This window comes from Pedobacter sp. Leaf194 (assembly GCF_001423945.1).
Taxonomy (GTDB): domain Bacteria; phylum Bacteroidota; class Bacteroidia; order Sphingobacteriales; family Sphingobacteriaceae; genus Pedobacter.
The window spans coordinates 1-22,842 of sequence record NZ_LMPU01000015.1 but is presented as its reverse complement, the minus strand read 5'-3'; the positions used below and the strand labels follow the sequence as shown (position 1 = coordinate 22,842).

The following is a 22,842-nucleotide window of genomic DNA, read 5'->3' as shown; positions in this document are numbered from 1 at the left end:
TTAAAATTTAGGGCACGGAACTTTAAACCCCTTGAAATTGTTGTGGCGGTAAATGAGCGAAATTTCGTATGTACGAGGTGTAGCGCTTAATACCTTATTGCCATAAACCGTATAATTCATTCCGGCGGTAACACGCCCCATTGTTAGCCCTAAGTAGGGATAATATGACGACTCATTAAATTTGTACCATAAACCAGCATCGAGTTTAATTTTTGTTTGGTCATTAGGTTTGAAACCTAAAACAACTCCGGTAAGCTTATCAGTATTTACACCCTGAATATTATAAACACCTGTGAAATTTAAATCGACATAATTGTTTACTAGGTATACCATGCCAAAGTTTATAGTCTTTCTGGAAGACAGTGCATCCTTATTAGTACCAAGCAATGTTTCTACAGGTCTGGTTAAATGGTATTGCGCATAGCCAACGGCAATGCTCATTTGCTCAAAAGTTGCCGAGAAATTAGCGCCAACGCTTAGGTCAAAATACGAAAGCTTATCATTTTGCAAATCGAGGTAATTAGGCAGCGAAGTATCAAAGCCAATGCCATTGTATTGAGAGGCGAAGGTTAGTTTATTATAATCAAGAAACCTGGAAACATAAGATAATTGAGGCGCCAAACCGAACTTGAAACGGTGATTAACATCCAGATATTGATAATACGATGCACTGGCACTTATGTACTGAGATTTTAAGGCCTTGTTGAAAGACTCATCAAACAGACCACTCAAGCCGATACTAAATACGCTGTTTGTGAAATTCTCATCCTGAATCAACTTGATATCACCTGATACACTATAGGTATTATAAGGATCGCCAAGGTTCCCCCACTGCTGCCTGGTGTTTAATGCAACCCGGTACTCGCCATCGAAAAAGCCGGTATAGGCAGGGTTTAATGTTAAAGGTGCAGCAAAATACTGGGAAAATTTCGGGTCTTGTGCAACACAGATTTCACCACAAAGAATTAAAAACAAGGCAGTTACAATATTCTTCATTACAATATCAATATGGTTTTACCTTTCGACTGGAATTTGCCACCCAAAACATCGATACCCTCGGCAAACCATGAGAACGTTTCCATAGGTTGCATTTTGGTCTTAAACTGGCCATCCCACCCTGGCGCAGTCATTGTGTTGGTTTCATAAACAAGTATGCCCCACTTGTTAAAAATTTTAAAGCTGGTTAACTGGGCAATGCTGGTAAAAAATGGATATAGATAATTGTTGTTTAATTTTTGTGGTGTAAAAGCTGTTGGAACGATAATTTTCGGTGCGGGAAGAATGCTTATCTCGAGCGAAGCTGTTATAGAACAACCTTTATCGCTCTCTAAAGTGATGTAATAAATGCCGCCTTTATTCACTTTTGTTGGGTCGGCAACGGGTTTGGTAAGTGCGGCGTCTGTAAAATAAAATGCTTTTACGTAGCCCTTACTGCCTTTAACAATCGGCTCAGCAGTTAAGTCGATGTAGTCGTAATCAAAAATTGGTTTTGGTTTGTTTAAAACAATTATTGGTAACGGATTAATTTTAACCTGAATCTTTTCTGAAACAAAACAGCCGTTCGCATTCGTAACTTTTACATAATAAGTTCCACTTATACCAATCTGGCCCGGCTGCAAAACTTTTGTCTTTAAATCAGCATCGCTGAAAAAAGTATATGTTACGCCTGCTGTTGTTCCCGTATAAAGTGAAGGATCCGTAACGTCAACGGTAGATGGATAACAAACCGGCGCTGGATCTTTAACGAGCAGAACCGGCAATTCGTAAATTAAAACGGAAATTTTTTCATTCACTACACAACCTAGCGCATTCGTTGCCTTTATGTAATAGGTGCCCGATTTATCAATTTTCTCCGGATCGCTTATCGGTTGTGTTAATGCTGCGTCGTAAAAGTATGCATACTTTAAATCAGCATCGCTACCTGCGAAAACATTTGGTGAGGCGATATTTACGGTAGCGGGAAAGCATACACCCGCCGGATTTGTAATCTTCAACACAGGTTTAAGGTTAACAACCACATCAATCGGCAAGACTTTGCTGCAGCCAAGGTTGTTACTCACTTTTGTATAGTATCTGCCGCTTACATTTACCCTCGTTGGGTTTGCTAATGCTTTAGTTGCAGCAATATCGGTAAAGTAAGTTCTTGTAATATCAGTCAAATCGCCCACATAAAGGTCTTCATTCGTAATGTCTACTGTTTCAGTATAGCATACCTGTGCCGGATTTTTGGCCGTAATATTCGCAACCTCAAAAATTGATATGTCCACGCTCGCAACGCTTTCACAACCCTTATAGTTTGTGGCCTTAATGTAATAGGTATTATTTGAGTTGATTACAACCGGGCCAGAAATTGGAATCGTCAAATCCTTATCCGCAAAAGCGAAATAACTGAAAGCTGCATTCCGATTCAATACGTAGTCATCAGATGTTAAATCTACTTTAGTACCCTGACAAACCGTATTTTTTGGTAAAAGTTGCAGGTTGTAATCCACGCTCTGCACCATAGCTGTAAGGGTGCTCGGGCAACCAAATCCAGGAAATGGAATTAAATCCAAAACAATTTTGGTTCCATCGGGCGGCGTTGGTTTAATCTTAACACCCACTCCTGTTCCATACTTTATTGTTCTATCTCCATTATACCAGTTGTAGGTTTGAAACCCACTTGGGCCGGAAACATTTAGTTCATCGGAACTTTTACAATAAGTGTTCCCAACAATAAGATCGCCGCATAAATTATTAACATCAACATATGCGTAACCAAAATGCCCGCCTAATGTGCAATCGCCAGTTACAAATTCAATTAAGAGTTGCTTTCCCTGATAACCCGATAAGTTTATTGTAACAGGTGTCCACTCTTTGTAAATTACAGTACCCGAACCGCTAAGCGATTTTTTAAAACCCGGCAGGGTCGATGTTGCGATATATTCAAATGAAGCACATGGAATGTATTTACCCGTTTCAAGGTCTTTCACCCGTGCTAAAAACCTTGGTTGCTCTGACACGCTGTGGTTCGGATCTTCGAAAACTACCGCGTATTGATAGGTTAAGGTAAATTCTGGTCTGTTGGCCGGAACATTTATTAGATATGAAATACCCTCTGCCTGCGCACCGGTTCCGTTATTCCCCAGTTTTACCGTATAATTTCCAGCATTCTTTGGTACGATTGGGAATTTTCCGTAAGCATCGAGTGCAACCCTGTCGTTTTGGAGCGTATGCCGGCCTAACGTGGCGTTTGCCACTTCGTTTATGCTAACGCCCGATGTTGAGATTGTGCCTGTGTAAATCTTCCAGTTTTTGAAACTTCCATTTTCAAAACCGATATTTTCCGGACAGAGCTGAGCGAATGATTTCGATGTTATAGCCAACAAGACTATAAATAACATTGAGAGAATTTTTTTGACCAATTTAGGGAGCGATTTTAAACAGTTCGGTGCAAAAATATTATTTTCTCATACTTAAACCGCCGTTTCACTATGAGCCTGGCTAATTATTACACAAAGAGCCATAGGTTGTGGCTGAGCTCTTCTTGGTTTTAACAAAATTTTATCGTAATTTATTCTTTATCAGTATCTTAATAATGATTGAGTTGATTTGAAGTTGTCTAAGTCAAAATTTCGCAGAGGGATTTTTTACACGAAATTGCTTTCCTTTTAAGCTTGCTATACTTGCCTGGAGTGAGCAAATGAAACAATGAGGGCTTATTCTTGTTACCTATACTCAATAAAATAATTATGGAAAAGCTATATACAGCTGAAGTTACAGCTACCGGAGGCCGAGACGGACACATTAAATCCGGCGATGGCCAGTTAGATTTTGAAGTTAGAAAACCTAAAGAGTTGGGCGGACAAGGTGGTGCTACAAATCCAGAACAATTATTTGCAGCCGCATGGGGCCCGTGCTATTTGGGTGCATTAGGTTCAATCGCAGAACGCGAAGGCGTAGACGTGAGCGAAGCAAATGTAAATGTGTTGGTGTCTTTTAATAAAGATGGAAATGCATATGTTTTATCGGCAGACTTAGATGTTCACATTCCTGGTATTTCGCATGAAGAAGCACAAACGCTTGCAGAGAAGGCGCACAAGGCATGTCCATATTCTAAGGCTACACGAGGAAATATTGAAGTAAGAATAACAGCAGTTTAAACTGTTAAAAAAAAAGAGCGACTTAGGTCGCTTTTTTTATGCGCTTAAAATCACTTTAAAGTAACAGTTTGCTTGCTAAACCTAGGATTAAAAGAAAGCCAAAAACATCAGTAAAGGTGGTAATTATAATTGATGAAGCAATTGCCGGGTCGATACCTACCCTCTTTAAAATTAAAGGGATACCTGCACCGGTTATACCAGCAATGACGAGATTTCCTGTCATTGCCAGAAAAATTACCAGACCAAGCATCGGGTTTCCATCAAATAAGAAGGCAAAAATAAACACAATAAGTCCGTTGGCGGCGCCATTAATCAGCCCGACAGTAAACTCTTTCAAAACCGTTCGGTAAGCTTGCTTATCGGTCAAATCGTAAAGCGAAATCCGCCTAACGGTTACGGCCAGCGCTTGTGTAGCGGCATTTCCTCCCATTCCTGCAATAATCGTCATGTAGGCAGCTAAAGAAGGAATCAATTTAATAGTTGGGTCGAAATAACGAACAACCGATGAGGCTAAAAACGCTGTTCCCAAATTAATAATTAACCAGGGCAAACGTGATTTAACAGCTTCAACCCAGTTACCGCTTAATTCTTCATCTTCTGATACACCGGAAATTTTCAAGATATCTTCCGTGCTTTCTGCCTGCATCACATCAATTACATCATCGAAAGTTACCCTGCCGAGTAATTTTTGATGCTCATCAATTACCGGTATACTCGTTAGGTTATATTGTGAAATCAGGCTGGCAACTTCCTCCTGGTCGGTGTTTGGGTGTACATAAACAGCATCAACCTTTACCAGCTCGGTAATTTGTGCATTATGCCTGGCTTTAATAATATCTTTTAGAGAAACAATTCCTTTAAAAATTTCAGCATCGTCAACTACATAGATGGTATAAAATTCTTCCATCTCTTCGCTCTGGCGGATGATTTCATCGATCGCATCTTTTTTGGTAAGGTTGATGTTAACGCAAATTAGATCGGTATTCATCAAGCCACCTGCCGTTTTCTCGTCGTAGGTTAACAGATTCCTGATATTCGACGCATCTTCCTCATTCAGCTCGTTCAGAATCTCTTTCTGTTCGTGATCTTCTAGTTGGGAGATGATATCTGTGGCATCATCGTAATCAAGCTCTTCAACAATTTCTGTACGTTTATCTGGATGGAGCTGAAACAGCAGGTCCTCAGGATGAGATTCTTCATCCATCTCAGAAATAATTTCTGACGCAAGTTCTGCAGGCAGTAAATTAATGATGTGCTGCTGCTCGGTTTTATCTAACCGTTCGAATAAAATCGCGATTTCTGAGGCATGGTAATCCGCTAAAACTATTTTTAAAGTCTCATCTCCGGCTAAAATCGCATTTTTAACCTTTAGTACGTCGCTTTTATCTATTTCGAATGATGATTGCATGTTGCTGAAAGCTTCTAAAATAGCAAATCTAAAGCGATTTTAATATTAAATTTTCTTTTTTGACTTCCGTTGGATCTGTTATTTGAACCAGCCTCGTCGCCAAAAGTAAATAACCTGAATAACCGCGATTACGCCCATTACAATCCAGGTATAAATGTAACCATGTGGAGCGTACAGTTCGGGCATATTGGCGGGCAAAACCTTGCCGGTTACAGGGTCTTCCCTGCTAAAGTTCATACCGTAAATTCCGGCTATGAAGGTTAAAGGAATAAAAATTGATGAAATGATGGTGAGCACCTTCATTATCTCATTCATTCGGTTACTGATGATGGAAAGATTCATATCAATGTTGGCCGAAGCTATCTCCTTTAATGATTCGATAAAATCGATAATTTGAATGCAGTGATCATAAGCATCTTTAATATAGGTCTTGGTAACACTGTTAATTAAATCACTATCACTTCTCAAAATGTCGTTAAGTTTATCCCGCTCTGGCCAAGCAACCTTTCTTATTGTAATTAGCGAGCGTTTTATGGCCTGGGTATCGTACATTATCCTTTTATCAGGGTTGTCGAACAAACGGTCTTCAATAGAATCCAATTCCTCGCCCCAGTGATTTAATAGTGTAAAGTAGTTATCCACAATAACATCCATTATGGCATACATAAGGTAACTCGGGCCGCCAATTCTTATATTGCCTTTACCAATTTCCAAGCGCTTCCTTACCGGATTAAAACAATCTTCATAATTTTCCTGAAAGGAAATTAAAAATTTTGAGGTCAGGATAAAAGATATCTGCTCGTTGCATAATTGTTTATCGTCATTTAAATATAGATGGCGGCTAACTGCGAACACGTATTTGTCATTATCATACTCGTCTAATTTTGGTCGCTGATAGGAGCTCGTTATGTCTTCAAGCACAAGCCTGCTTACATTTAATTTGGAGTATAACGTTTCGAATATTGCCGGGTCTGCCAAACCTTTAATGTCAAACCAATAAAAAAAATCAGCATTTTCAGTGAGTTTATCGATGTTATTGATGTTGTCGATTTCCTCCTTTTTATAACTCTTCTCGTTATAGGTATGAAATGTGATTTTTGGTTGCAAGGCGTTCTCGTCAATCGAATATAAACCCGGACTGGTGCCAGGTTCAGGCACTTTATAATGTTTATGACGGTTACGAGGTTTGTTTTTAGCCATTGTTTAAAGATATAACCGGGCTTGCGGGCCTTGATTAAATAGTAAATCTACGATACTCAAATTAGGTAAAAATTGATGTTTATCTTCAAAAACCTGATAATATGGCTTATTGTTTACAAGATCGTCACTTTTCTTCGGACTCATCATCTCCCGATAGTTCATTGATGATGGTAACTCATCTAAATACTCGCTGGTGAATTTGTATTCTACATTAAGTTTTAGTTTTTTCGTTAGCCATTGCAGAAGCTCAAGATTATAATCGAAAAGAAACTCAAATTTTTTCGTGTAAAATGGCAATAATTCATCTTCGTAAAATTCAAAATATGCGGAGCTTCGGTAACAACTTTCAAGGCTCATCCAGTGCAGGCGCTGCCAGTTAAAATCGTAGCTTATTTTAACATCTTTCATTGCGGTACGCATTTTAGAACCTCTAACAACCGGGACGGTAATGTCTAATTTCCCGTTTGGCGAATATATGCTCGCCCTGTTTCGATAGGTTTGTTTAGGAAAATGCTCGTATTTTTCTAATAAAAAACCAGGATTAAGTTGCTGTAATTTAGTAAAGTAGCTAACAGGAGGAAGATAAAATAATGGAAGTATAGCAGTATTTTGCATTTGAAAATATATGTTTGTAGTTCAAACGTTTTAAAATTAATGATTAAAAGAGGGATTGCGCACGTGGGCGTGTTTTTTTTATGCCTGATATCGCTACTACCCCTTCCGGTGTTGTATGTTTTTGCAAGATTACTATATTATCTTCTTTATTACGTAATCCGTTACCGAAAAAAAGTTGTCAGCGCAAACCTAAGTAATTCGTTTCCCGAAAAATCTGCAGCCGAAATCATTCGTATCCAAAAACAGTACTTCAAGTTTCTTGCCGAATTAATTTTCGAAATCATAGAATTAACAACAATATCAAAAACTACTGTTTTAAAGCGGGTAAAATTTTCTGGTTTGGAGCAACTGGAAGCCCATTTTGAAAACGGCGCCAGCGTGCTTGCATGTACCGGCCATTATGGTAACTGGGAATTAGGCACGTTGGCCCTGGGCTTAAACATATCGGCAAAAACGATTGTAATTTTCAAGCCGATAAATAATAAGATTTTCGAAAACTGGTTTAATAAAATGCGTACCAGGTTCGGGAATGTTTTTGTGGCCATGAGGCAGACTTTGCGCTGTATGGCCACGTATAAAAATGAGCCTAGTTTATTGTGCTTTGCCAGCGACCAATCGCCGGTAAGGGAAGAAAGTAAGTATTTTCTTAATTTCTTAAACCAGCCAACAGCAGCTTTGCTGGGGGTAGAAAAAATCGCCAAATCTACTAACAGGCCAATTTATTATTTTAAAGTAACGCCCGTTAAAATGGGTTACTACAACGTAGAAGTTTTGCCAATGTGCTTAAATCCGGCAAGCACAGTTGATGGAGAAATAACTAATTTGCACTTTCGTTTTTTAGAAGATATAATTAAAGAGAAACCACAGTATTGGCTTTGGAGCCACAAACGCTGGAAATTTAAACCTGAATAAATATAAATGAACCCATCAGTAGCGGTTGTAATTTTAAATTGGAACGGAAAATCTTTTCTCGAACAGTTTTTGCCCGGAGTTTTGAAGTCTGAATATGACAACCTCCAAATTGTTGTCGGCGATAATGGCTCTACAGATGATTCTTTAGCGTTTATCGAAACAAACTTCCCCACGGTTACAATTTTAAAAAATGAAAAAAACCTGGGCTTTGCGGGTGGCTACAATAAGATTTTAGAACGCGTAAATGCTGATTACTTTGTGCTGCTAAACTCAGACGTTGAGGTAACGCCGAATTGGATTAGTCCGGTGATTGAGTTAATGGAAAGCGATGATAAAATTGCTGCGGCTCAACCAAAAATTAAGTGGCAACTGGATAAGGACCAATTTGAATATGCTGGTGCCGCAGGCGGTTTTTTAGATATTTATGCCTTCCCTTTTTGCCGCGGGCGATTGTTTAACGTTTATGAGCAAGACCGCGGACAGTACAATGAAGTGAAAGAAATTTTTTGGGCAAGTGGTGCTGCATTTTTTATAAAAAGCAGGTATTGGAAGGAAACCGGCGGATTAGATGCCGACCTTTTTGCGCACATGGAGGAGATAGACCTGTGCTGGAGATTAAAAAACCTGAATTATAAGGTGGTTTTTTGTCCTACTGCAGAGGTATTTCATGTTGGTGGTGGCACACTTCAAACCGAAAATCCTTTTAAAACCTACCTTAACTTCAGAAACAACCTGATAATTATGCAGAAAAACCTCCCGGTTGGCGATGCAGTTTTCAGGATTGCTATAAGAATGTGTATTGATTTTATCGCCTGGTGGCATTTCCTGCTTTCAGGTAAGCCAAAATTTACGCTTGCCGTAACTAAAGGTCACTGGCATTTTGTTAAAGATATAGCCAGAACCGCAACAAAGAGGAAGCTGTTTCAAAAGCCATACAATGAACATACCGGAGTTTACAAAAAAAGTGTGGTCTGGGCATTTTTTATCAGGAAAATAAAATTCTTCTCCGATCTTTAATTCACAGCCAGCGATTCATCGATAGATTTTTGGATCCAGGCAATCGTGTTTGGCGCTAGTCCCAAGGTGCTAAATTTTATTATGCCCATTTTATCGATAACAACATGAGTTGGATAGCCTTTTACGCCATATTTATCTGCAATAAAGCGCCCGCTATCAATAATATTGTAACTAAATGGATTTGTTTTTAAGAATTCTTTCAAGTCGTATTTTGGGTCGAGCGCTACGGCCAGGAAAATAACGTCTTTATCTTTATACGTTTCAGTCAGCTTATTTAGGTCGGGAATTTCGCTTTTGCAGGGCGGACAATTGATGAACCAAAAATTTAGAACGATAACTTTTCCAACGGTGTTTCTAAGGTCAAACTTATTTCCATTGATGTCTGAAGTTCTGAAGCCCTGAAATTTTTCACCTGCAACAAAGGAGGCACTTTGCCTCGGTTTAGCCATTTTCTCCAAAATTGCCTTTGCATGTTCAGCAGTTAATTCATAAACAACCCATTCAGGCTGACCAGTTTCAGTGCTCGTATTTCGTGATTTAATTGCATATTTTCCTGTCTGTACCAGTTTTTTCCAAATGCTTGCCGGGTAAACCTGCCCATTTTCGCCTCGCACTACAGACTGTTCATTTAATACCCGCTTCTTGCTCTGATTGTTAACAGTTTGTGCTCCTGCAATCAATGAAATCATCAGGAGTATAATTGAGAGTGATGCCTTTATCATTTTGTTATTTTATCAGTAAACTTTCCAAGGCTAATCTGTAGCCATTCATGCCGAATCCCGTTAAAACCCCCTGGCAGTTTTTCCCTGTTAAAGAAACATGCCTGTATTCTTCGCGGGCGTAAATATTCGAAATATGCACTTCCACTACCGGCGTTTTTATTGCGGCAATTGCATCTGCAATAGCAACTGATGTATGTGTGTAGCCGCCTGCATTCAAAATTATGCCATCATAACTAAATCCCACTTCATGAAGCTTATTAATTAATTCTCCCTCAATATTGCTCTGAAAATAGTCGATGTCAACAATGCTGTAAATTTCTTTCAGTTCTGCAATATAATCTTCAATGCTCGTGTTTCCATAAATTGAAGGTTCTCGAACACCCAGAAGATTTAGGTTTGGTCCGTTTATTATTTGAATTCTCATCGTTAATTGGTTTTGCTACTACGCCGGGTCCAAAAAATCCTTAGAACCTTGATGTCTTGTAGCGTTAAATTTGTAACGTTGCAATGTTATAAAAAAAAATTAATTAAAAACATGCTTTGGCCATCATATACAAAAGGATTTAAGGCTTATTTAAAGTTGGAACGCTCACTTTCCGGGAACTCCGTCCAGGCATATCTTAATGATATTGATAAACTGAGTCAATATTTTAAATCTATTGATGCAGCACCTAATGTAAGTGAAATTTCGGCGACTGACATTAAAGCATTTATAAGTTGGCTAAACAACCTCGGCATGTTGGGAAGCACCCAGGCCAGAATTATCTCAGGGTTAAAGGCTTTCTTCTCTTATTTAATGCTCGAGGAAATTATCGTTGTAGATCCTATGGCGCTCACGGAAGCACCAAAACTCGTTAGGAAACTTCCGAATACGCTTAATATTAACGAAATAAACAGTCTAATTGATTCGATTGACGCATCAAAACCCGAAGGGATGCGAAATAAGGCCATTATAGAGGTTTTGTATGGCTGTGGCTTACGTGTTACAGAGTTAACAGAACTAAAAATTTCGAACCTCTATCCACAAATAGAGTTTATTAAAGTGATTGGGAAAGGGAATAAAGAACGTATTATTCCGATTGGTAGCGTTGCTTTGAAGCTTTTAGATATTTACTTACATCAAATCAGGGTACATGTAAAAATAAAAAAAGGAAACGAGGATTTTATTTTTCTAAATCGTTTTGGGGCCAAACTGTCAAGGATCACAATTTTTAATTTGATTAAAAGCCTGGCAGTTCAGTCTGGAATCCATAAAACCATTAGTCCACATACCCTGCGCCACTCCTTTGCAACACACTTGATAGAAGGCGGTGCAGATTTGCGGGCTGTTCAGGAAATGCTAGGACACTCGAGTATTACTACAACTGAAATTTATACACACCTGGACCGCGACTATCTGCGAGAGGTTGTAACTCAGTTTCATCCCCGGTCTTAGGGATTCGTTCTAGCCATAATCATCCTATCCTTTCCCTGCATGTCTTTTCTCAACTCAATGTTTTTAAACCTTTTATCTATTAGTACCTGAAGTGTTTCGGACCATAAATTCTCGTTGATTTCGAAAAATAAATAGCCATCAGGATTTAAATTTTTAGTCGCAAACTCCGCGATAGCCTCGTAAAAGATTAAGGGATTTTTGTCATCTACAAACAACGCCAAATGAGGTTCATGTGCCAAAACATTCTCATGCATATTCCCTTTTTCAGATTTACGAATGTAGGGTGGATTGCTCACAATAACATCATACTTCTCGCCATCTGAAAACGCAAGAATATCGGCTTCTATAAAATTAATTTCTACAGCGTTTAAAATTGCGTTAGCCTTAGCCACTTGTAGGGCGTCAGCGGAGATGTCCAAAGCGGATACGTCAAGAGAAGGCAAATTCTTCTTGATGCTTACAGGGATGCATCCGGAGCCAGTGCCAATGTCAAGTAGCGAATGTTTTTTATCTCGAATCTCTTTAATAATCCAATCGGTCAGCTCTTCGGTTTCTGGCCTCGGAATTAAAACATGCTCGTTCACCTTAAACGTTAAGTTATAAAAAAGGGTTTCGCCTAGTACTTGCTGAACGGGTTTACTGGTTTTTAAGTCAGCTAAAATTTTTAAGACAGAAGCCGAATCATTATCTGATAATGGCTTATCCTTTTTTATAATTAACTCGCTGTAATTTAGTTTCAGGATGTTCGAAGCGGAGAGGTAAAAAATTGATTTAGCTTCATCGGGACCGTACAATTGACTTAAATTCTGTATAAATTCTTGTTCTAGCTCTTTAATGTTCATCGAATGCAAAAGTAATAATTTGGTGCAACTATACTTGTCATAATTTAACTACTTTTGCGCTAATGAGCGATGAATTTTACATTAAACGCTGTTTAGAATTGGCGGCCTCAGCTATCGGGAATGTAAGTCCTAACCCGATGGTTGGCTGTGTAATTGTGGCCGATGACAAGATTATTGGAGAAGGCTATCACCAGAAATTTGGCGAAGCCCATGCAGAACCAAACGCCGTAAAGTCTGTGTTCGATAACTATGGGTTAAAAGCCGAATCTTTACTTAAAAAAGCCACTGCTTATGTAAATCTGGAACCTTGTGCACACTTTGGCAAGACTCCGCCGTGCGCAGATTTGTTTGTAAAACATCAACTTAAAAAAGTGGTTATTGGAAACCGCGATCCTTTTTCGGGCGTTGACGGTAAAGGAATTGAGAAACTTAAAAATGCGGGCATAGAGGTGCGCAGTGGTATCTTGGATGATGAATGCAAACATTTTAACCGGCGCTTTTTTACCAGAATTCAAAAGCAAAGACCGTTTATTATTTTAAAATGGGCACAAACCGCGAATGGCTATTTTGCTACTCTGGACGGCCATCAAAAATGGATTAGCGGTGGCCTAGCAAAAAGGCTTGCGCATAAATGGCGGACAGAAGAAGATGCCATTTTAGTTGGAAAGCAGACTGCGATAATGGATAATCCTCAGCTAACAGTAAGAGAGTGGCCAGGAAAGAACCCGGTTAGACTAGTTATTGATAAAAATCTTGAGGTTCCTTTAAACAATCATATCTTTAATGATGAAGCAAAAACAATAATCTTCAATCACATCAAAACAGATGTTTTAGGAAATGTACACTATATACAAATGGAAGATATGCAGTTTTACCTACCTCAAAAAATTGCTTTTCAACTGTATTTGATGGATATACAATCCGTAATTATTGAAGGTGGTGCCAATATTATTAATCAGTTTTTGACAGCAAATTTGTGGGATGAGGCCAGGATTTTCACTTCAAAAAATAGCTGGACCGAAGGAATTGCTTCTCCTGTAATAAATGGTACTTTAGCCGAAGAAATACAAGTGGGCACGGATAAACTTTCACTTTATCATAATTTATCAAACTAAATGATTTACATTGTTTTAAGTATTATTTGCAGTGTAACCGTAGCCGTGCTACTTAAGCTCGCCAAGCGATATCAAATTAATATAATACAGGCAGTTACCGTTAATTATTTAACTGCATTGCTGTTGTGTTTCCTCTTTTTTAAACCAGACCTCAATGTAATAACTGCAGCTTCACCCTGGCCTATATATTTAGGGCTGGCCGTTTTATTGCCTACGATATTTTTATTTCTCGCGGCTTCGGTGAAAAGGCTTGGGATTGTTAAAACCGATATCGCCCAACGCCTTTCTCTATTTATCCCCATTTTGGCAGCTTATTTCATTTTTAAAGAAGATTTTAATCAGCTAAAATTTATCGGACTTGCCGTCGGCTTCCCCGCCATTGTATTAACGTTTCTAAGAAAAACTGATGGTGAGTCAAATTCAAAAAATTGGGTTTTTCCAATCATTGTCTTCTTTGGTTTTGGAGTAATCGACGTGCTTTTTAAGCAAATTGCGTTGCATAAAGAACTCCCCTACACAACTTCTTTGTTTATTGTTTTTTGCTTAGCTTTTTTGGTGTCTTTAGTGATAGTGATAATAATGGTAATCCGCCGGAAAACAAAGCTGCAGCTCGTTAACGTGGTTTGCGGTTTAATATTAGGACTATTTAACTTCGGTAATATATTGTTTTACTTAAAAGCACATAAAGCATTTGCAACCAACCCGTCTACGGTGTTTGCAGCCATGAATCTGGGCGTAATCGTTGTTGGAACTATTATCGGAATCGTAGTATTTAAAGAAAGGTTATCAAAACTTAACTACTTTGGAATTGTACTGGCAATATCTGCCGTTATTTTGATTACACTATCCCAGATTTATGTTATTTGATGATGCTTACAGAACGATTGAAGGGCCTGCAGAAGGTATATTCCGTGAGAAGGGAAGTAAATTCATCGCATATGCTTATCCTATTCGTGCTGAACATGAGGTGAAACCAATTATAGCGGTTTTAAGATCAGAACATAATAAAGCACGGCATTTTTGCTACGCTTATCGTTTAACGCCAGACCGGTCAGTTTTCAGAATCAATGATGATGGAGAACCATCAGGCACTGCTGGCCGGCCCATTCTAAATTGTCTCTTATCTGAGGATTTAACAAATATTTTGGTTGTAGTTGTGCGCTATTTCGGTGGAACGCTCCTAGGCGTGCCGGGTCTAATTAACGCCTATAAAACTGCTACACTAGAGGCACTTAAAGCCTCGTCAATCGTTTCCAGAACGGTAAATGATGTTTATGAAATTCAATTCGATTACCAACAGATGAACGATGTTATGAAACTGGTGAAAGATGAGCAGCTTGAAGTGTTGGAGCAAAATTTCGACATTAAATGCATTATAAAATTTGAAGTACGGAAAGCGCAACTTAATCAGGTTTTAGCTAAGTTTGATAAAATCGAAGAAGTCAGATTAGCTTACCTTCGCACTACATAATAACCGAATATGAAAATAGCCGAAAGTGATTTAATTATCAATCCAGATGGCAGTATTTACCACCTGAACCTACTTCCCGGAGATGTAGCTGAAACAATAATTACCGTTGGCGACCCGGACCGCGTTGGCGAAGTAAGCAAACATTTCGATAGTTTAGAACTTAAAAAAGGTAAGCGTGAGTTTATTACACACACGGGTTTTGTGGGAAGAAAACGTGTAACGGTACTCTCTACAGGTATTGGAACCGACAATATCGATATTGTTTTTAATGAACTCGATGCCCTCGTAAATATCGATTTTCCAACCAGAACTGTGAAGAAAAATCTAACATCTTTAAATATCATCCGTGTCGGTACTTCCGGGGCAGTACAGCCAGATATACCGATGGGGACAATTTTAGCTTCATCATACGGCTTAGGTTTGGATGCTTTGATGAACTATTATGTACACGAGCTGTCTGGCGATGAGCGAATTTTGCTGGATGATATCAAAAGTCATTTTGCCCAATTTAAAAATATTAATCCCTACTTAACAGCGGCAAGCAACAACTTATTGAATACTATAGGAAAAAATATGGCCAAGGGAATTACCGTAACGGCTCCGGGCTTTTATGCACCGCAAGGCCGCCAGGTTCGTGCTAAAACTGCCATACCCAATTTTGTCAGCCTTATTAGTAGTTTCAAGAGCAATCAAAACCAGATTACCAATCTGGAGATGGAAACTGCCGGGATATATGCGTTGGCAAAGGTGTTGGGTCACAATGCACTCTCAGTAAATGCGATTTTAGCAAGCAGGGTTAAATTCGAATTTAGCAATGAGCCAGATAAAATTGTTGAAAAAGCAATTAAAATGGTTTTGGAAATACTTTAAATTAAATTTTTAGCATTAGACAGCACTAAACTTCAGGAATTTTCTCCTGAAAAAGTTCATTTTGCGCTGTGTCCAGGTAACTACCAGTCATTGCCTTTAAATCAGTTACCCACTTCTCTACACCTGCATCAGCGGCTTGCCTGCAAAAGGCAAAGTAATCTGAATCCCCCTTTTGGTGAACCTGCAAAGCATGCATAAGTTTTTCAGCTGATGCCTCATTATTGATTATTAATTCTGGGTATTCATCCGGGGTAGCCTGAACGGGATGATCACTTTCATCGAAGTAAACCGATAATCCGTTAGCAACATATACGTCGTTCCGGACCACACCGAGCTTTTTAATTTCTTCAATAAATTTAGGAAAATCAGCTCCACTTTTTATTTTGGATTCGGCTGCTTTAATTTCTTCGATGCTGAACATAACTATTTATTTACTGAGATTTTAAAAATTGTAGTCTGTGTATATAACTCATCAGGACGCAAAATTGTAGATGGAAACTCGTAAATGTTAACTGCATTTGGATGGTGTTGGGTCTCTATGCAAAATGCATCGAATGCACCATAATATTTTCCATCTTTACCATTTTTTGCCCTCAAATATTTTGAAGTGTACAAATGTGCAACGCTCTCTGTTGTGTATATACTTAAAGTTAAACCGCTTTCCTCCTCAAAAGTTTTCGCAGCTAACGATAAGTCGCCATAAATTTTATCCAGTACAAAGGTCTGGTCATAACCTTCTGATGGATTCCAGTCCTGTTCGAATGTTTTAGGCTGAGTAAAGTCGAGTGGTGTATTCTCGACCGGAATTACCTTTCCCGTTACGCAATAGTTTTCGTCTTGTTCTAAATAGGCGGAAGCAAATATTTGTTGTGTATGTTTACCAACGTTTCCACCATTTGGCGCTAAATTGAAATAGCCATGATGGGTTAAGTTTATAGCCGTAGCTTTATCCGTTTCGCCTTCGTAGGTTAAAATGAGTTCATCATTTTCAGTAAGCTCAAAAGTTAAATCAATAATCAGGTTACCAGGAAATCCTTCTTCCCCATCAACACTTTCATATTCTAGTGTTACAAAAGACTGACCTTCATCACCAACTTCTACAATATCCCAAACCTTCTTATCAAAACCGATATCTCCGCCGTGAAGTGAATCCGTTCCGGTGTTTTTAACTAACTGATAATGCTCATCATCAATACTAAATTTTCCATCCTTAATACGATTGGCATACCTCCCGATAACTGCACCAATATGTGGGTTGTTTATCAGATATTCTTCATCAAGATATTGCGTTACATCCTCAAATCCTAAAACGATATCCTGTAACTCCCCTTTAGCATTTTTAACAATAAATTTATTTATTATGGCACCGTAATTAAACAGTTGAATGTATGTGCCTTTGCTATTGGTAAGTTCTATAGCAATAACTTCTTCACCATTAATAATTTTTCCTGTAGGTATTTGCTGAACGCTCATAAATTGTAACTTAGGGCTTTTGTTTCCTAAACAAACATACCATTATTTAAATATTTCCAACCAAATGAAGATTAAACTTGAGGAAAAATTTGCCGAGCAGTACCGTAAGAATCCTGATGCAGTTTATTTTACACCGGGCCGGGTTAACTTAATCGGCGAACATATAGATTACAACGGCGGTTTAGTAATGCCGTGTGCAATAACTTTAGGAACCTGGGTTGCCATTGCCCCAAATGCAGATAGCAAATTCAGGTTTAAGAGTTTAAATTTTGAAGCTCAAACTGAGGTCGAAAGTAATAGAAGCCACGAAAAAAATGGCAGTTTGTGGGCGAATTATCCCATTGGTGTAATTAACGAATTTATAAAAGATGGGAAGCAGATTCCAGGTTTGGATTTTCTCTATTTTGGAAACATACCCATTGGATCGGGTTTATCGTCTTCTGCGTCAATAGAAATTGCAACCGCTTATGCGATAAATGATTATCTAAATCTTGGTTATGATAATCTTGAGCTAGTGAAGATTGCAAAACGTGTTGAAAATGAATTTATCGGCCTCAACTCTGGCATTATGGATCAGTTTGCTGTCGCCTTTGGAGAAAAGGACAAAGCTATAGTTTTAGACTGCGAATCGCTGAAGTACAAAATGGTCGACGTTAACCTGGGCAATTATGTGCTTGCAATTATCAATACAAAGAAACCGCGTGAGCTGGCCGATTCTAAATACAATGAACGTGTTGAGGAATGCCAAGCGGCTTTAAGGCTTCTTAATGAAGAGATTAACTTAAACAACCTGTGTGAGCTTACGGCAGAAAAATTCGCTTTACACAGTCATTTAATTGAGGATAAAACAATTCTGGACAGGGCCACCCATGTTGTTAAAGAAAACGACCGGGTTCACCTTGCTTCAAAGGCGCTAAATGCTGGCGAGTTACAGGAATTTGGCCGGTTGATGTACGCATCACACCAGTCTTTGCGAGAACTTTATGAAGTTAGTGGCAAAGAATTAGATGCCGTTGTAGATTTTTGTAAAGATTATGATCATGTTATTGGTGCGAGAATGACTGGTGCAGGTTTTGGAGGTTGCGCCATTGCATTATTAGAAAAAGGTTTTGAAGAAGATTTCGCTAAACATCTTACTGATTTTTACGTTGGGAAAATTGGTTACCCAGCCGAAATTTATGTGAGTGAAATCGGTAACGGTCCGGTTAAATTATAACATTAATGTTGATTTCGCTTGCTGGCAGAAATCGTTTTTGAAATGAGAAAATTAAAATTAGATGAGTTAAACCGACCGGATGTTGAAGAATTCAAATCGCAGGAAAAATTACCGGTCGTAGTTGTACTCGATAACGTTAGGAGTATGCATAATGTTGGTTCTGTTTTTAGAACTGCAGATGGCTTTGCGCTCGAAAAAGTAGTGCTTTGTGGCATAACCGCCCAGCCTCCGCATAGAGAAATTGAAAAAACCGCTTTGGGTGCTACACAATCTGTTGATTGGATTCATTATGTAGATACTGTGACCGCTGTAACTGCCCTGCGTGCTTTGGGCTACGAAATTATTGCAATTGAGCAAGCTGAGCATAGCACCATGCTAAATAACTTTACACCTGATAAAAGCAAAAAGTATGCGTTGATTTTTGGTAACGAAGTGGATGGTGTTAGCGACGAAGTGATGGCAAAAATTGATGAATGCATTGAAATTCCACAGTTTGGAACTAAACACTCTTTCAACATTACCATTTCTGCGGGCATCGTTTTTTGGGATTTTTTTTCCAAACTGAGGCTTTAAAAATTCAAATGGAAAGTCTACTTTTCAAAAAACTGCAAATAAAGCCAGGATTCATCATTAAAATTATTGATGCCCCCGAAAATTCGGCTTCGATTTTTGATGAAGTACCCCAAAACATTCAGCTTGTTTTTAGTGATGTAAATCGGTTTGATGCACTAATTGCTTTCAGCACATCTAAAGTTCAGCTCGAAAGGCAAATCCAAAATGAATTACCTTGGATAAATGATAAAACAATTTTTTGGATTTTTACGCCGAAGAAATCGTCAAAAATAGCATCTGATTTAGATTTGATGAAAACCTGGAATGAATTGGCGAAGTTCGATTTAAGTCTCTGCGCCTCGGCTTCAGTAAATGAGACATGGACTGCACTACGCCTTAAATTTATTTCTGCAATGAAGCCCTCCGGCCAGAGAAATGACCACATTAAACAAAACGATTTCTCACAATATATTGATGTGGAACATAAAGTTGTGAAGCTCCCGGAGCGCTTGCTTTCAGCATTGCTACAAAAACAAAGCGCCTTGGATTATTTTGAAAGCTTATCATATTCCAACAAAAAAGAATATGTTTTATGGATTCTGACTGCCAAGCAAGAGAAAACTAGAGCGATAAGGATTGAAAAAGCCGTGGAAATGTTAGCAAACCAGAAAAAAAATCCATCTCAAAAAGCCTAGATTCTTGTTACTTTTTCAATTCTGTAGGCAATAGTATACGAAATTTCTGTCAAACAAATGTCTTAAGTAACATTTCTGAAATATTTCTATTATTCGTAAGCTTCTGATTTGATGCTACTTGAGTCTTAAATGATTTAATTGGCAAGATTTTTTCTTAGCGGAGTCAAAACAGTATTATCAAAAGCCTGTTTATGATTACAATTACAAAATAAGAAAACATGAAATCGAGAATTACAAAATCAACAATGTTGGTTGCTTTATTAGGACTATCATCCCAATTATTTGCGCAGGAAACGCCAACGACAACAAGCAGATTCGGAAAACAATCACTAAGAACATGGAGCATTGGTGCTCACGGGGGCATACTTAGTCAAAACACATTTTTAGGTGGTGGAAGCGTAGATGCGAGAGAATTTAAAAGCATTGGTTATGGTGCTTTTATCAAAAAACAAATTTTACCAGCTTTAGGTTTACAGGCAGATTTTTTACGTGGTGAACTTAAAACAGCTAACGCACTTGGAAACTTAGAACAAAAGAACAGCATCTCTTGGTCGGGTTCATTAACTGCAGTTTTAAACATTGCGAATTTCAGTTTAAACACACAGAATGCGGTATTAATTCCATATGTTAAAGCTGGTGCTGGTTACATGTCTTCAGATTCACAACTTGGAACAACTCAGGTATTCGAAGGAAGAGAAGGCTGGTTTATCCCAACAGGTGTTGGATTTAAATTAGGTGTTTCAAAAGGAATTAATTTAGATTTCGGTTACGACATCAATTTTATCAAATCTTCGCCAACTGTTAAAAGTGCATATAACGAAAGCAGATTCTCTTATGCTCACGCAGGTGTAGAATTCGCACTTGGAAACAAAGAAGAATCACAGTTGCAAAACTACAGCGCAGTGGCTGACTTACGTAAACAAAGTGCAGAAGAAAGTGCTGAATTAAGAAGAGCATTATCTACTGCAGAACAAAATGCAGCAAGAGACAGAGAACAATATGCAAAAGATTTAGCTGATGATGATAACGACGGCGTTGCAAATAAATTTGACAAATGCCCTGGAACACCATCTGGTACAGTTGTAGACGGTTCTGGTTGTCCATTAGCAGCACCAACTACTAAAGTAATTAAAGAAACTACAGTAATTACTGAAGCTGACCGTAAAGTTGTTAGAGATGCGATTTCGAACTTAGAATTCGATTTAGGTAAATCAACTATCCGTTCTAAATCTTATGCTACTTTAAACAGAGTTGCTACATTATTAATGGAGAAAAACTTTAGCTTAAAATTAGCTGGCCACACTGATAACACTGGTGGTAGAGAATTAAACCTTCGTTTATCTAAAGACAGAGCAGAATCAGTAAAAGCTTATTTGGTTTCTCAAGGTGCTAATGCATCAAGAATCGAAGCAACTGGTTACGGTCCAGACCAACCAATTGCAACTAACAAAAGTGCATCCGGACGTCAGGCTAACCGTCGTGTAGAATTCACTTTATTCTAGTCGAAATTAGTTACAACGCAAAAAGCCCCGATTTTAATCGGGGCTTTTTGCGTTATAGTATTTCTAAAAGAGGGTTGCTTAATTAAGACAATCCTTTTTTGTTTTTATAGGTCATTTTGGCTTTCGTGCCAGCGCTATAATTGTAGTTTTTTAAATTACTGGCCTTCTTTTCGTGAAAAGCAGCACCACGGTCTGCGTTATCTTCCTCGTCTTCTTTTTTCTTCTTTTTTGCTTTAGCGGCAGCATCAACAACTTTCAAATCTTCGGGCAGTTCCATTACGTCCATTCTTTGTCCGATAGCCTGTTCAATTTTCTTCACCTCAATCAATTCAATGTCCGTAGAAAATGTAATGGCAACCACTTCATCATCGCCATTTTTAACAATACGCTGAATAAGCGTTTCCTTCTGCTCTGGCACTTCCAAATGAAGAATAAACGGTATACCGCTAATATCCAGCGCTCCTAAATTTTCGTTTGCAACGATGAGAACCCTTGCATTTTCGTTTGCTTTGAAGTCTTCAATATTATCATAACCTTTATCATCGAAAAATAAAGAACGATAAATGCTGATTTCGCCTTCTTTTGGATGATTGAAGTTTTTATAAACGGTTTGAGCCGTGAGCCTTGTATTTACGAAAACGATGACCTTATCAAAAAACTCGGCATCGTTTAGCAATAAAGTTAAAAGATTTAGCTTAGTGCTAAAATTTGGTACCTGATAAAGCATCTGCGGATAAACCTCTGCTTGTTTTTCGCCGATGTCATCCACCTCAATCGTCGTCGCCGAATCTTTCATAAAAGGTGAAATCATATGATTCAGTTTCTCATGTATAACCTCCGTAAAAACGACATGCTGAGATTTGTAAGCACTATTCGCTAACTCAACAACTGGCAACTGCAAGCCTTTTTTAACGATAAGTTCTGCATTATCTACAATAAATAACTGGATTTTATTTGTATTCAGCGCAAGTTTCAGGTATAATGCACGTGCCCTATCCGGTACTGCTACAATAATATCGCAACCATCGGTAATCTCATTCATTTGTGTATCCACAGCTCCCCGGCTATCAATTCCTAAAATTCTGAACGTACTGTTGCGATTCAATAATTTAAACTGCTCCAACACATGGTCTACGTGTTCGGCATCAGGAACTAGTATTAATGCTCTCGGCGCTTCTTCAAAAGCATATTTCAACTTCATTAACGTAGCTAAAACGTAAGTTGTCGTTTTCCCTGCTCCCTCTGGCCCTACTGCTATAACATCCTGGCCACCCAAAATTCGAGACATGGTTTTAAGCTGGATTTCCTTTGGAGTTAAGAATCCTGCATCCGTCATGGCTGCAACAAGTGGTTTACTCAGTTTTAATTTATCTAGTGACACGCCTATCTTTTTTAATTTGAAAATGCAAATATCCTGAAAATAATTAGCTTTTAAGGCATTGAATTGATGATGTAGATAGACAGCAATCAAACCTGAAAAAAATTAACCAACACAACCGCTCTACGCTTTAATATGAATCATTATCGTTTAATATTAATTTACAACACATTGAAAATTAGTATGAAGAAATTAAAATCCTGTATTATAGCCAGTTAACAGACTTTTTAAAATATATACTATAATTCCTATAGACTTTATATATTAATAAATATAT

Annotated in this window: 23 protein-coding genes; 12 read left to right on the top strand and 11 right to left on the bottom strand. The window is 38.3% G+C overall.

Annotation, left to right across the window (positions count from 1 at the left end; genetic code table 11):
* On the bottom strand, positions 1 to 996 hold the full coding sequence (locus ASG14_RS19565; RefSeq protein ID WP_056872774.1) for a PorP/SprF family type IX secretion system membrane protein: 996 nt from the start codon (positions 994 to 996) through the stop codon (positions 1 to 3).
* Positions 996 to 3,383 carry a gliding motility-associated C-terminal domain-containing protein gene (locus ASG14_RS19560; RefSeq protein WP_056872773.1) on the bottom strand — a complete coding sequence of 796 codons (2,388 nt, stop codon included), beginning with the start codon at positions 3,381 to 3,383 and terminating at the stop codon, positions 996 to 998. Before ASG14_RS19560 ends, ASG14_RS19565 begins: the two co-directional genes overlap by 1 nt.
* A 348-nt stretch (positions 3,384 to 3,731) precedes the next feature.
* Between ASG14_RS19560 and ASG14_RS19555 the strand changes: the two genes are divergently transcribed.
* Positions 3,732 to 4,142, top strand: a complete 411-nt coding sequence (locus ASG14_RS19555) for an organic hydroperoxide resistance protein (RefSeq protein WP_056872772.1) — start codon at positions 3,732 to 3,734, stop codon at positions 4,140 to 4,142.
* 55 nt (positions 4,143 to 4,197) lie between these two features.
* On the opposite strand, the gene mgtE is transcribed toward ASG14_RS19555, so the two are convergent.
* The 3 genes from mgtE to ASG14_RS19540 all read right to left on the bottom strand — a co-directional run bounded on the left by mgtE (position 4,198) and on the right by ASG14_RS19540 (position 7,365).
* Positions 4,198 to 5,550: a magnesium transporter gene (mgtE, locus tag ASG14_RS19550; RefSeq protein ID WP_056872771.1), complete on the bottom strand. Its 1,353-nt coding sequence runs from the start codon at positions 5,548 to 5,550 to the stop codon at positions 4,198 to 4,200.
* A 78-nt stretch (positions 5,551 to 5,628) separates the two neighbouring features.
* Positions 5,629 to 6,750, bottom strand: coding sequence for a magnesium/cobalt transporter CorA (gene corA / locus ASG14_RS19545; protein WP_056872770.1), 1,122 nt, complete (start codon positions 6,748 to 6,750; stop codon positions 5,629 to 5,631).
* Positions 6,751 to 6,753: 3 nt separating this feature from the next.
* Positions 6,754 to 7,365, bottom strand: coding sequence for a WbqC family protein (locus tag ASG14_RS19540; protein WP_056872769.1), 612 nt, complete (start codon positions 7,363 to 7,365; stop codon positions 6,754 to 6,756).
* Between the two features lie 39 nt (positions 7,366 to 7,404).
* Between ASG14_RS19540 and ASG14_RS19535 the strand changes: the two genes are divergently transcribed.
* Both ASG14_RS19535 and ASG14_RS19530 read left to right on the top strand, forming a co-directional pair.
* Positions 7,405 to 8,277, top strand: a complete 873-nt coding sequence (locus ASG14_RS19535; protein WP_056872768.1) for a lysophospholipid acyltransferase family protein — start codon at positions 7,405 to 7,407, stop codon at positions 8,275 to 8,277.
* Between the two features lie 6 nt (positions 8,278 to 8,283).
* Positions 8,284 to 9,294 (top strand): glycosyltransferase family 2 protein, encoded by a 1,011-nt coding sequence (locus ASG14_RS19530; RefSeq protein WP_056872767.1) that lies wholly within the window; start codon positions 8,284 to 8,286, stop codon positions 9,292 to 9,294.
* Here the strand turns inward: ASG14_RS19530 and ASG14_RS19525 are convergent.
* Positions 9,291 to 10,016 (bottom strand): TlpA disulfide reductase family protein, encoded by a 726-nt coding sequence (locus tag ASG14_RS19525; protein WP_056872766.1) that lies wholly within the window; start codon positions 10,014 to 10,016, stop codon positions 9,291 to 9,293. The two genes, ASG14_RS19530 and ASG14_RS19525, sit on opposite strands and share 4 nt — an antisense overlap.
* Before the next feature lie 4 nt (positions 10,017 to 10,020).
* Positions 10,021 to 10,440 carry a type II 3-dehydroquinate dehydratase gene (gene aroQ, locus ASG14_RS19520; RefSeq protein WP_056872765.1) on the bottom strand — a complete coding sequence of 140 codons (420 nt, stop codon included), beginning with the start codon at positions 10,438 to 10,440 and terminating at the stop codon, positions 10,021 to 10,023.
* Between the two features lie 111 nt (positions 10,441 to 10,551).
* Here aroQ and xerD point away from each other — a divergent pair, with 111 nt between their 5' ends.
* Entirely contained in the window at positions 10,552 to 11,451 is a 900-nt protein-coding gene (gene xerD / locus ASG14_RS19515) for a site-specific tyrosine recombinase XerD (protein WP_056872853.1), read from the top strand.
* On the opposite strand, the gene prmC is transcribed toward xerD, so the two are convergent.
* Positions 11,448 to 12,293 (bottom strand): peptide chain release factor N(5)-glutamine methyltransferase, encoded by an 846-nt coding sequence (gene prmC, locus ASG14_RS19510; protein WP_056872764.1) that lies wholly within the window; start codon positions 12,291 to 12,293, stop codon positions 11,448 to 11,450. The genes xerD and prmC overlap by 4 nt on opposite strands.
* Positions 12,294 to 12,355: 62 nt before the next feature.
* On the opposite strand from prmC, the gene ribD reads away from it, so the two are divergent.
* From ribD to ASG14_RS19490, 4 genes are read left to right on the top strand one after another with little or no spacing between them, the layout of a single operon-like run.
* On the top strand, positions 12,356 to 13,408 hold the full coding sequence (ribD, locus tag ASG14_RS19505) for a bifunctional diaminohydroxyphosphoribosylaminopyrimidine deaminase/5-amino-6-(5-phosphoribosylamino)uracil reductase RibD (RefSeq protein ID WP_056872763.1): 1,053 nt from the start codon (positions 12,356 to 12,358) through the stop codon (positions 13,406 to 13,408).
* Complete coding sequence (locus ASG14_RS19500) at positions 13,409 to 14,275, top strand: DMT family transporter (protein WP_056872762.1); 867 nt, start codon at positions 13,409 to 13,411, stop codon at positions 14,273 to 14,275.
* The gene (locus ASG14_RS19495; RefSeq protein WP_056872761.1) at positions 14,265 to 14,879 is read left to right on the top strand and encodes a YigZ family protein; all 615 of its coding nucleotides are present in this window, start codon (positions 14,265 to 14,267) and stop codon (positions 14,877 to 14,879) included. Before ASG14_RS19500 ends, ASG14_RS19495 begins: the two co-directional genes overlap by 11 nt.
* Before the next feature lie 9 nt (positions 14,880 to 14,888).
* Complete coding sequence (locus tag ASG14_RS19490; protein WP_056872760.1) at positions 14,889 to 15,749, top strand: nucleoside phosphorylase; 861 nt, start codon at positions 14,889 to 14,891, stop codon at positions 15,747 to 15,749.
* Between the two features lie 25 nt (positions 15,750 to 15,774).
* Here ASG14_RS19490 and ASG14_RS19485 read toward each other — a convergent pair whose 3' ends face one another.
* Together ASG14_RS19485 and ASG14_RS19480 are read right to left on the bottom strand one after the other, a co-directional pair.
* Positions 15,775 to 16,170 carry a DUF1398 domain-containing protein gene (locus ASG14_RS19485; protein WP_056872759.1) on the bottom strand — a complete coding sequence of 132 codons (396 nt, stop codon included), beginning with the start codon at positions 16,168 to 16,170 and terminating at the stop codon, positions 15,775 to 15,777.
* Between the two features lie 2 nt (positions 16,171 to 16,172).
* On the bottom strand, positions 16,173 to 17,222 hold the full coding sequence (locus ASG14_RS19480; protein WP_056872758.1) for an aldose epimerase family protein: 1,050 nt from the start codon (positions 17,220 to 17,222) through the stop codon (positions 16,173 to 16,175).
* Positions 17,223 to 17,286: 64 nt separating this feature from the next.
* On the opposite strand from ASG14_RS19480, the gene ASG14_RS19475 reads away from it, so the two are divergent.
* From ASG14_RS19475 to ASG14_RS19460, 4 genes are all read left to right on the top strand, one after another.
* The gene (locus ASG14_RS19475; protein WP_056872852.1) at positions 17,287 to 18,438 is read left to right on the top strand and encodes a galactokinase; all 1,152 of its coding nucleotides are present in this window, start codon (positions 17,287 to 17,289) and stop codon (positions 18,436 to 18,438) included.
* A gap of 42 nt (positions 18,439 to 18,480) precedes the next feature.
* Positions 18,481 to 19,011, top strand: a complete 531-nt coding sequence (locus ASG14_RS19470; protein WP_056872757.1) for an RNA methyltransferase — start codon at positions 18,481 to 18,483, stop codon at positions 19,009 to 19,011.
* Between the two features lie 8 nt (positions 19,012 to 19,019).
* On the top strand, positions 19,020 to 19,685 hold the full coding sequence (locus ASG14_RS19465; RefSeq protein WP_056872756.1) for a YdeI family protein: 666 nt from the start codon (positions 19,020 to 19,022) through the stop codon (positions 19,683 to 19,685).
* Between the two features lie 218 nt (positions 19,686 to 19,903).
* Positions 19,904 to 21,187 carry an OmpA family protein gene (locus ASG14_RS19460; RefSeq protein WP_056872755.1) on the top strand — a complete coding sequence of 428 codons (1,284 nt, stop codon included), beginning with the start codon at positions 19,904 to 19,906 and terminating at the stop codon, positions 21,185 to 21,187.
* A gap of 82 nt (positions 21,188 to 21,269) precedes the next feature.
* Here the strand turns inward: ASG14_RS19460 and ASG14_RS19455 are convergent, their stop codons facing one another.
* Entirely contained in the window at positions 21,270 to 22,568 is a 1,299-nt protein-coding gene (locus ASG14_RS19455; protein ID WP_056872851.1) for a DEAD/DEAH box helicase, read from the bottom strand.
* Positions 22,569 to 22,842 lie beyond the last annotated feature (274 nt).

Excerpts from the sequence above, each read along its gene's own strand:
- ASG14_RS19530 (WP_056872767.1), top strand. The coding sequence starts at position 8,284 with ATGAACCCATCAGTAGCGGTTGTAATTTTAAATTGGAACGGAAAATCT.
- ASG14_RS19470 (WP_056872757.1), top strand. The coding sequence starts at position 18,481 with ATGAGAAAATTAAAATTAGATGAGTTAAACCGACCGGATGTTGAAGAA.
- xerD (WP_056872853.1), top strand. The coding sequence starts at position 10,552 with ATGCTTTGGCCATCATATACAAAAGGATTTAAGGCTTATTTAAAGTTG.
- ASG14_RS19485 (WP_056872759.1), bottom strand. The coding sequence starts at position 16,170 with ATGTTCAGCATCGAAGAAATTAAAGCAGCCGAATCCAAAATAAAAAGT.
- ASG14_RS19490 (WP_056872760.1), top strand. The coding sequence starts at position 14,889 with ATGAAAATAGCCGAAAGTGATTTAATTATCAATCCAGATGGCAGTATT.
- mgtE (WP_056872771.1), bottom strand. The coding sequence starts at position 5,550 with ATGCAATCATCATTCGAAATAGATAAAAGCGACGTACTAAAGGTTAAA.
- ASG14_RS19460 (WP_056872755.1), top strand. The coding sequence starts at position 19,904 with ATGAAATCGAGAATTACAAAATCAACAATGTTGGTTGCTTTATTAGGA.
- ASG14_RS19535 (WP_056872768.1), top strand. The coding sequence starts at position 7,405 with ATGATTAAAAGAGGGATTGCGCACGTGGGCGTGTTTTTTTTATGCCTG.
- ASG14_RS19480 (WP_056872758.1), bottom strand. The coding sequence starts at position 17,222 with ATGAGCGTTCAGCAAATACCTACAGGAAAAATTATTAATGGTGAAGAA.
- ASG14_RS19475 (WP_056872852.1), top strand. The coding sequence starts at position 17,287 with ATGAAGATTAAACTTGAGGAAAAATTTGCCGAGCAGTACCGTAAGAAT.
- ASG14_RS19495 (WP_056872761.1), top strand. The coding sequence starts at position 14,265 with ATGTTATTTGATGATGCTTACAGAACGATTGAAGGGCCTGCAGAAGGT.
- ASG14_RS19565 (WP_056872774.1), bottom strand. The coding sequence starts at position 996 with ATGAAGAATATTGTAACTGCCTTGTTTTTAATTCTTTGTGGTGAAATC.
- ASG14_RS19465 (WP_056872756.1), top strand. The coding sequence starts at position 19,020 with ATGGAAAGTCTACTTTTCAAAAAACTGCAAATAAAGCCAGGATTCATC.
- ASG14_RS19525 (WP_056872766.1), bottom strand. The coding sequence starts at position 10,016 with ATGATAAAGGCATCACTCTCAATTATACTCCTGATGATTTCATTGATT.
- aroQ (WP_056872765.1), bottom strand. The coding sequence starts at position 10,440 with ATGAGAATTCAAATAATAAACGGACCAAACCTAAATCTTCTGGGTGTT.
- corA (WP_056872770.1), bottom strand. The coding sequence starts at position 6,750 with ATGGCTAAAAACAAACCTCGTAACCGTCATAAACATTATAAAGTGCCT.
- ASG14_RS19500 (WP_056872762.1), top strand. The coding sequence starts at position 13,409 with ATGATTTACATTGTTTTAAGTATTATTTGCAGTGTAACCGTAGCCGTG.
- ASG14_RS19555 (WP_056872772.1), top strand. The coding sequence starts at position 3,732 with ATGGAAAAGCTATATACAGCTGAAGTTACAGCTACCGGAGGCCGAGAC.
- ASG14_RS19540 (WP_056872769.1), bottom strand. The coding sequence starts at position 7,365 with ATGCAAAATACTGCTATACTTCCATTATTTTATCTTCCTCCTGTTAGC.
- prmC (WP_056872764.1), bottom strand. The coding sequence starts at position 12,293 with ATGAACATTAAAGAGCTAGAACAAGAATTTATACAGAATTTAAGTCAA.
- ribD (WP_056872763.1), top strand. The coding sequence starts at position 12,356 with ATGAGCGATGAATTTTACATTAAACGCTGTTTAGAATTGGCGGCCTCA.
- ASG14_RS19560 (WP_056872773.1), bottom strand. The coding sequence starts at position 3,383 with ATGTTATTTATAGTCTTGTTGGCTATAACATCGAAATCATTCGCTCAG.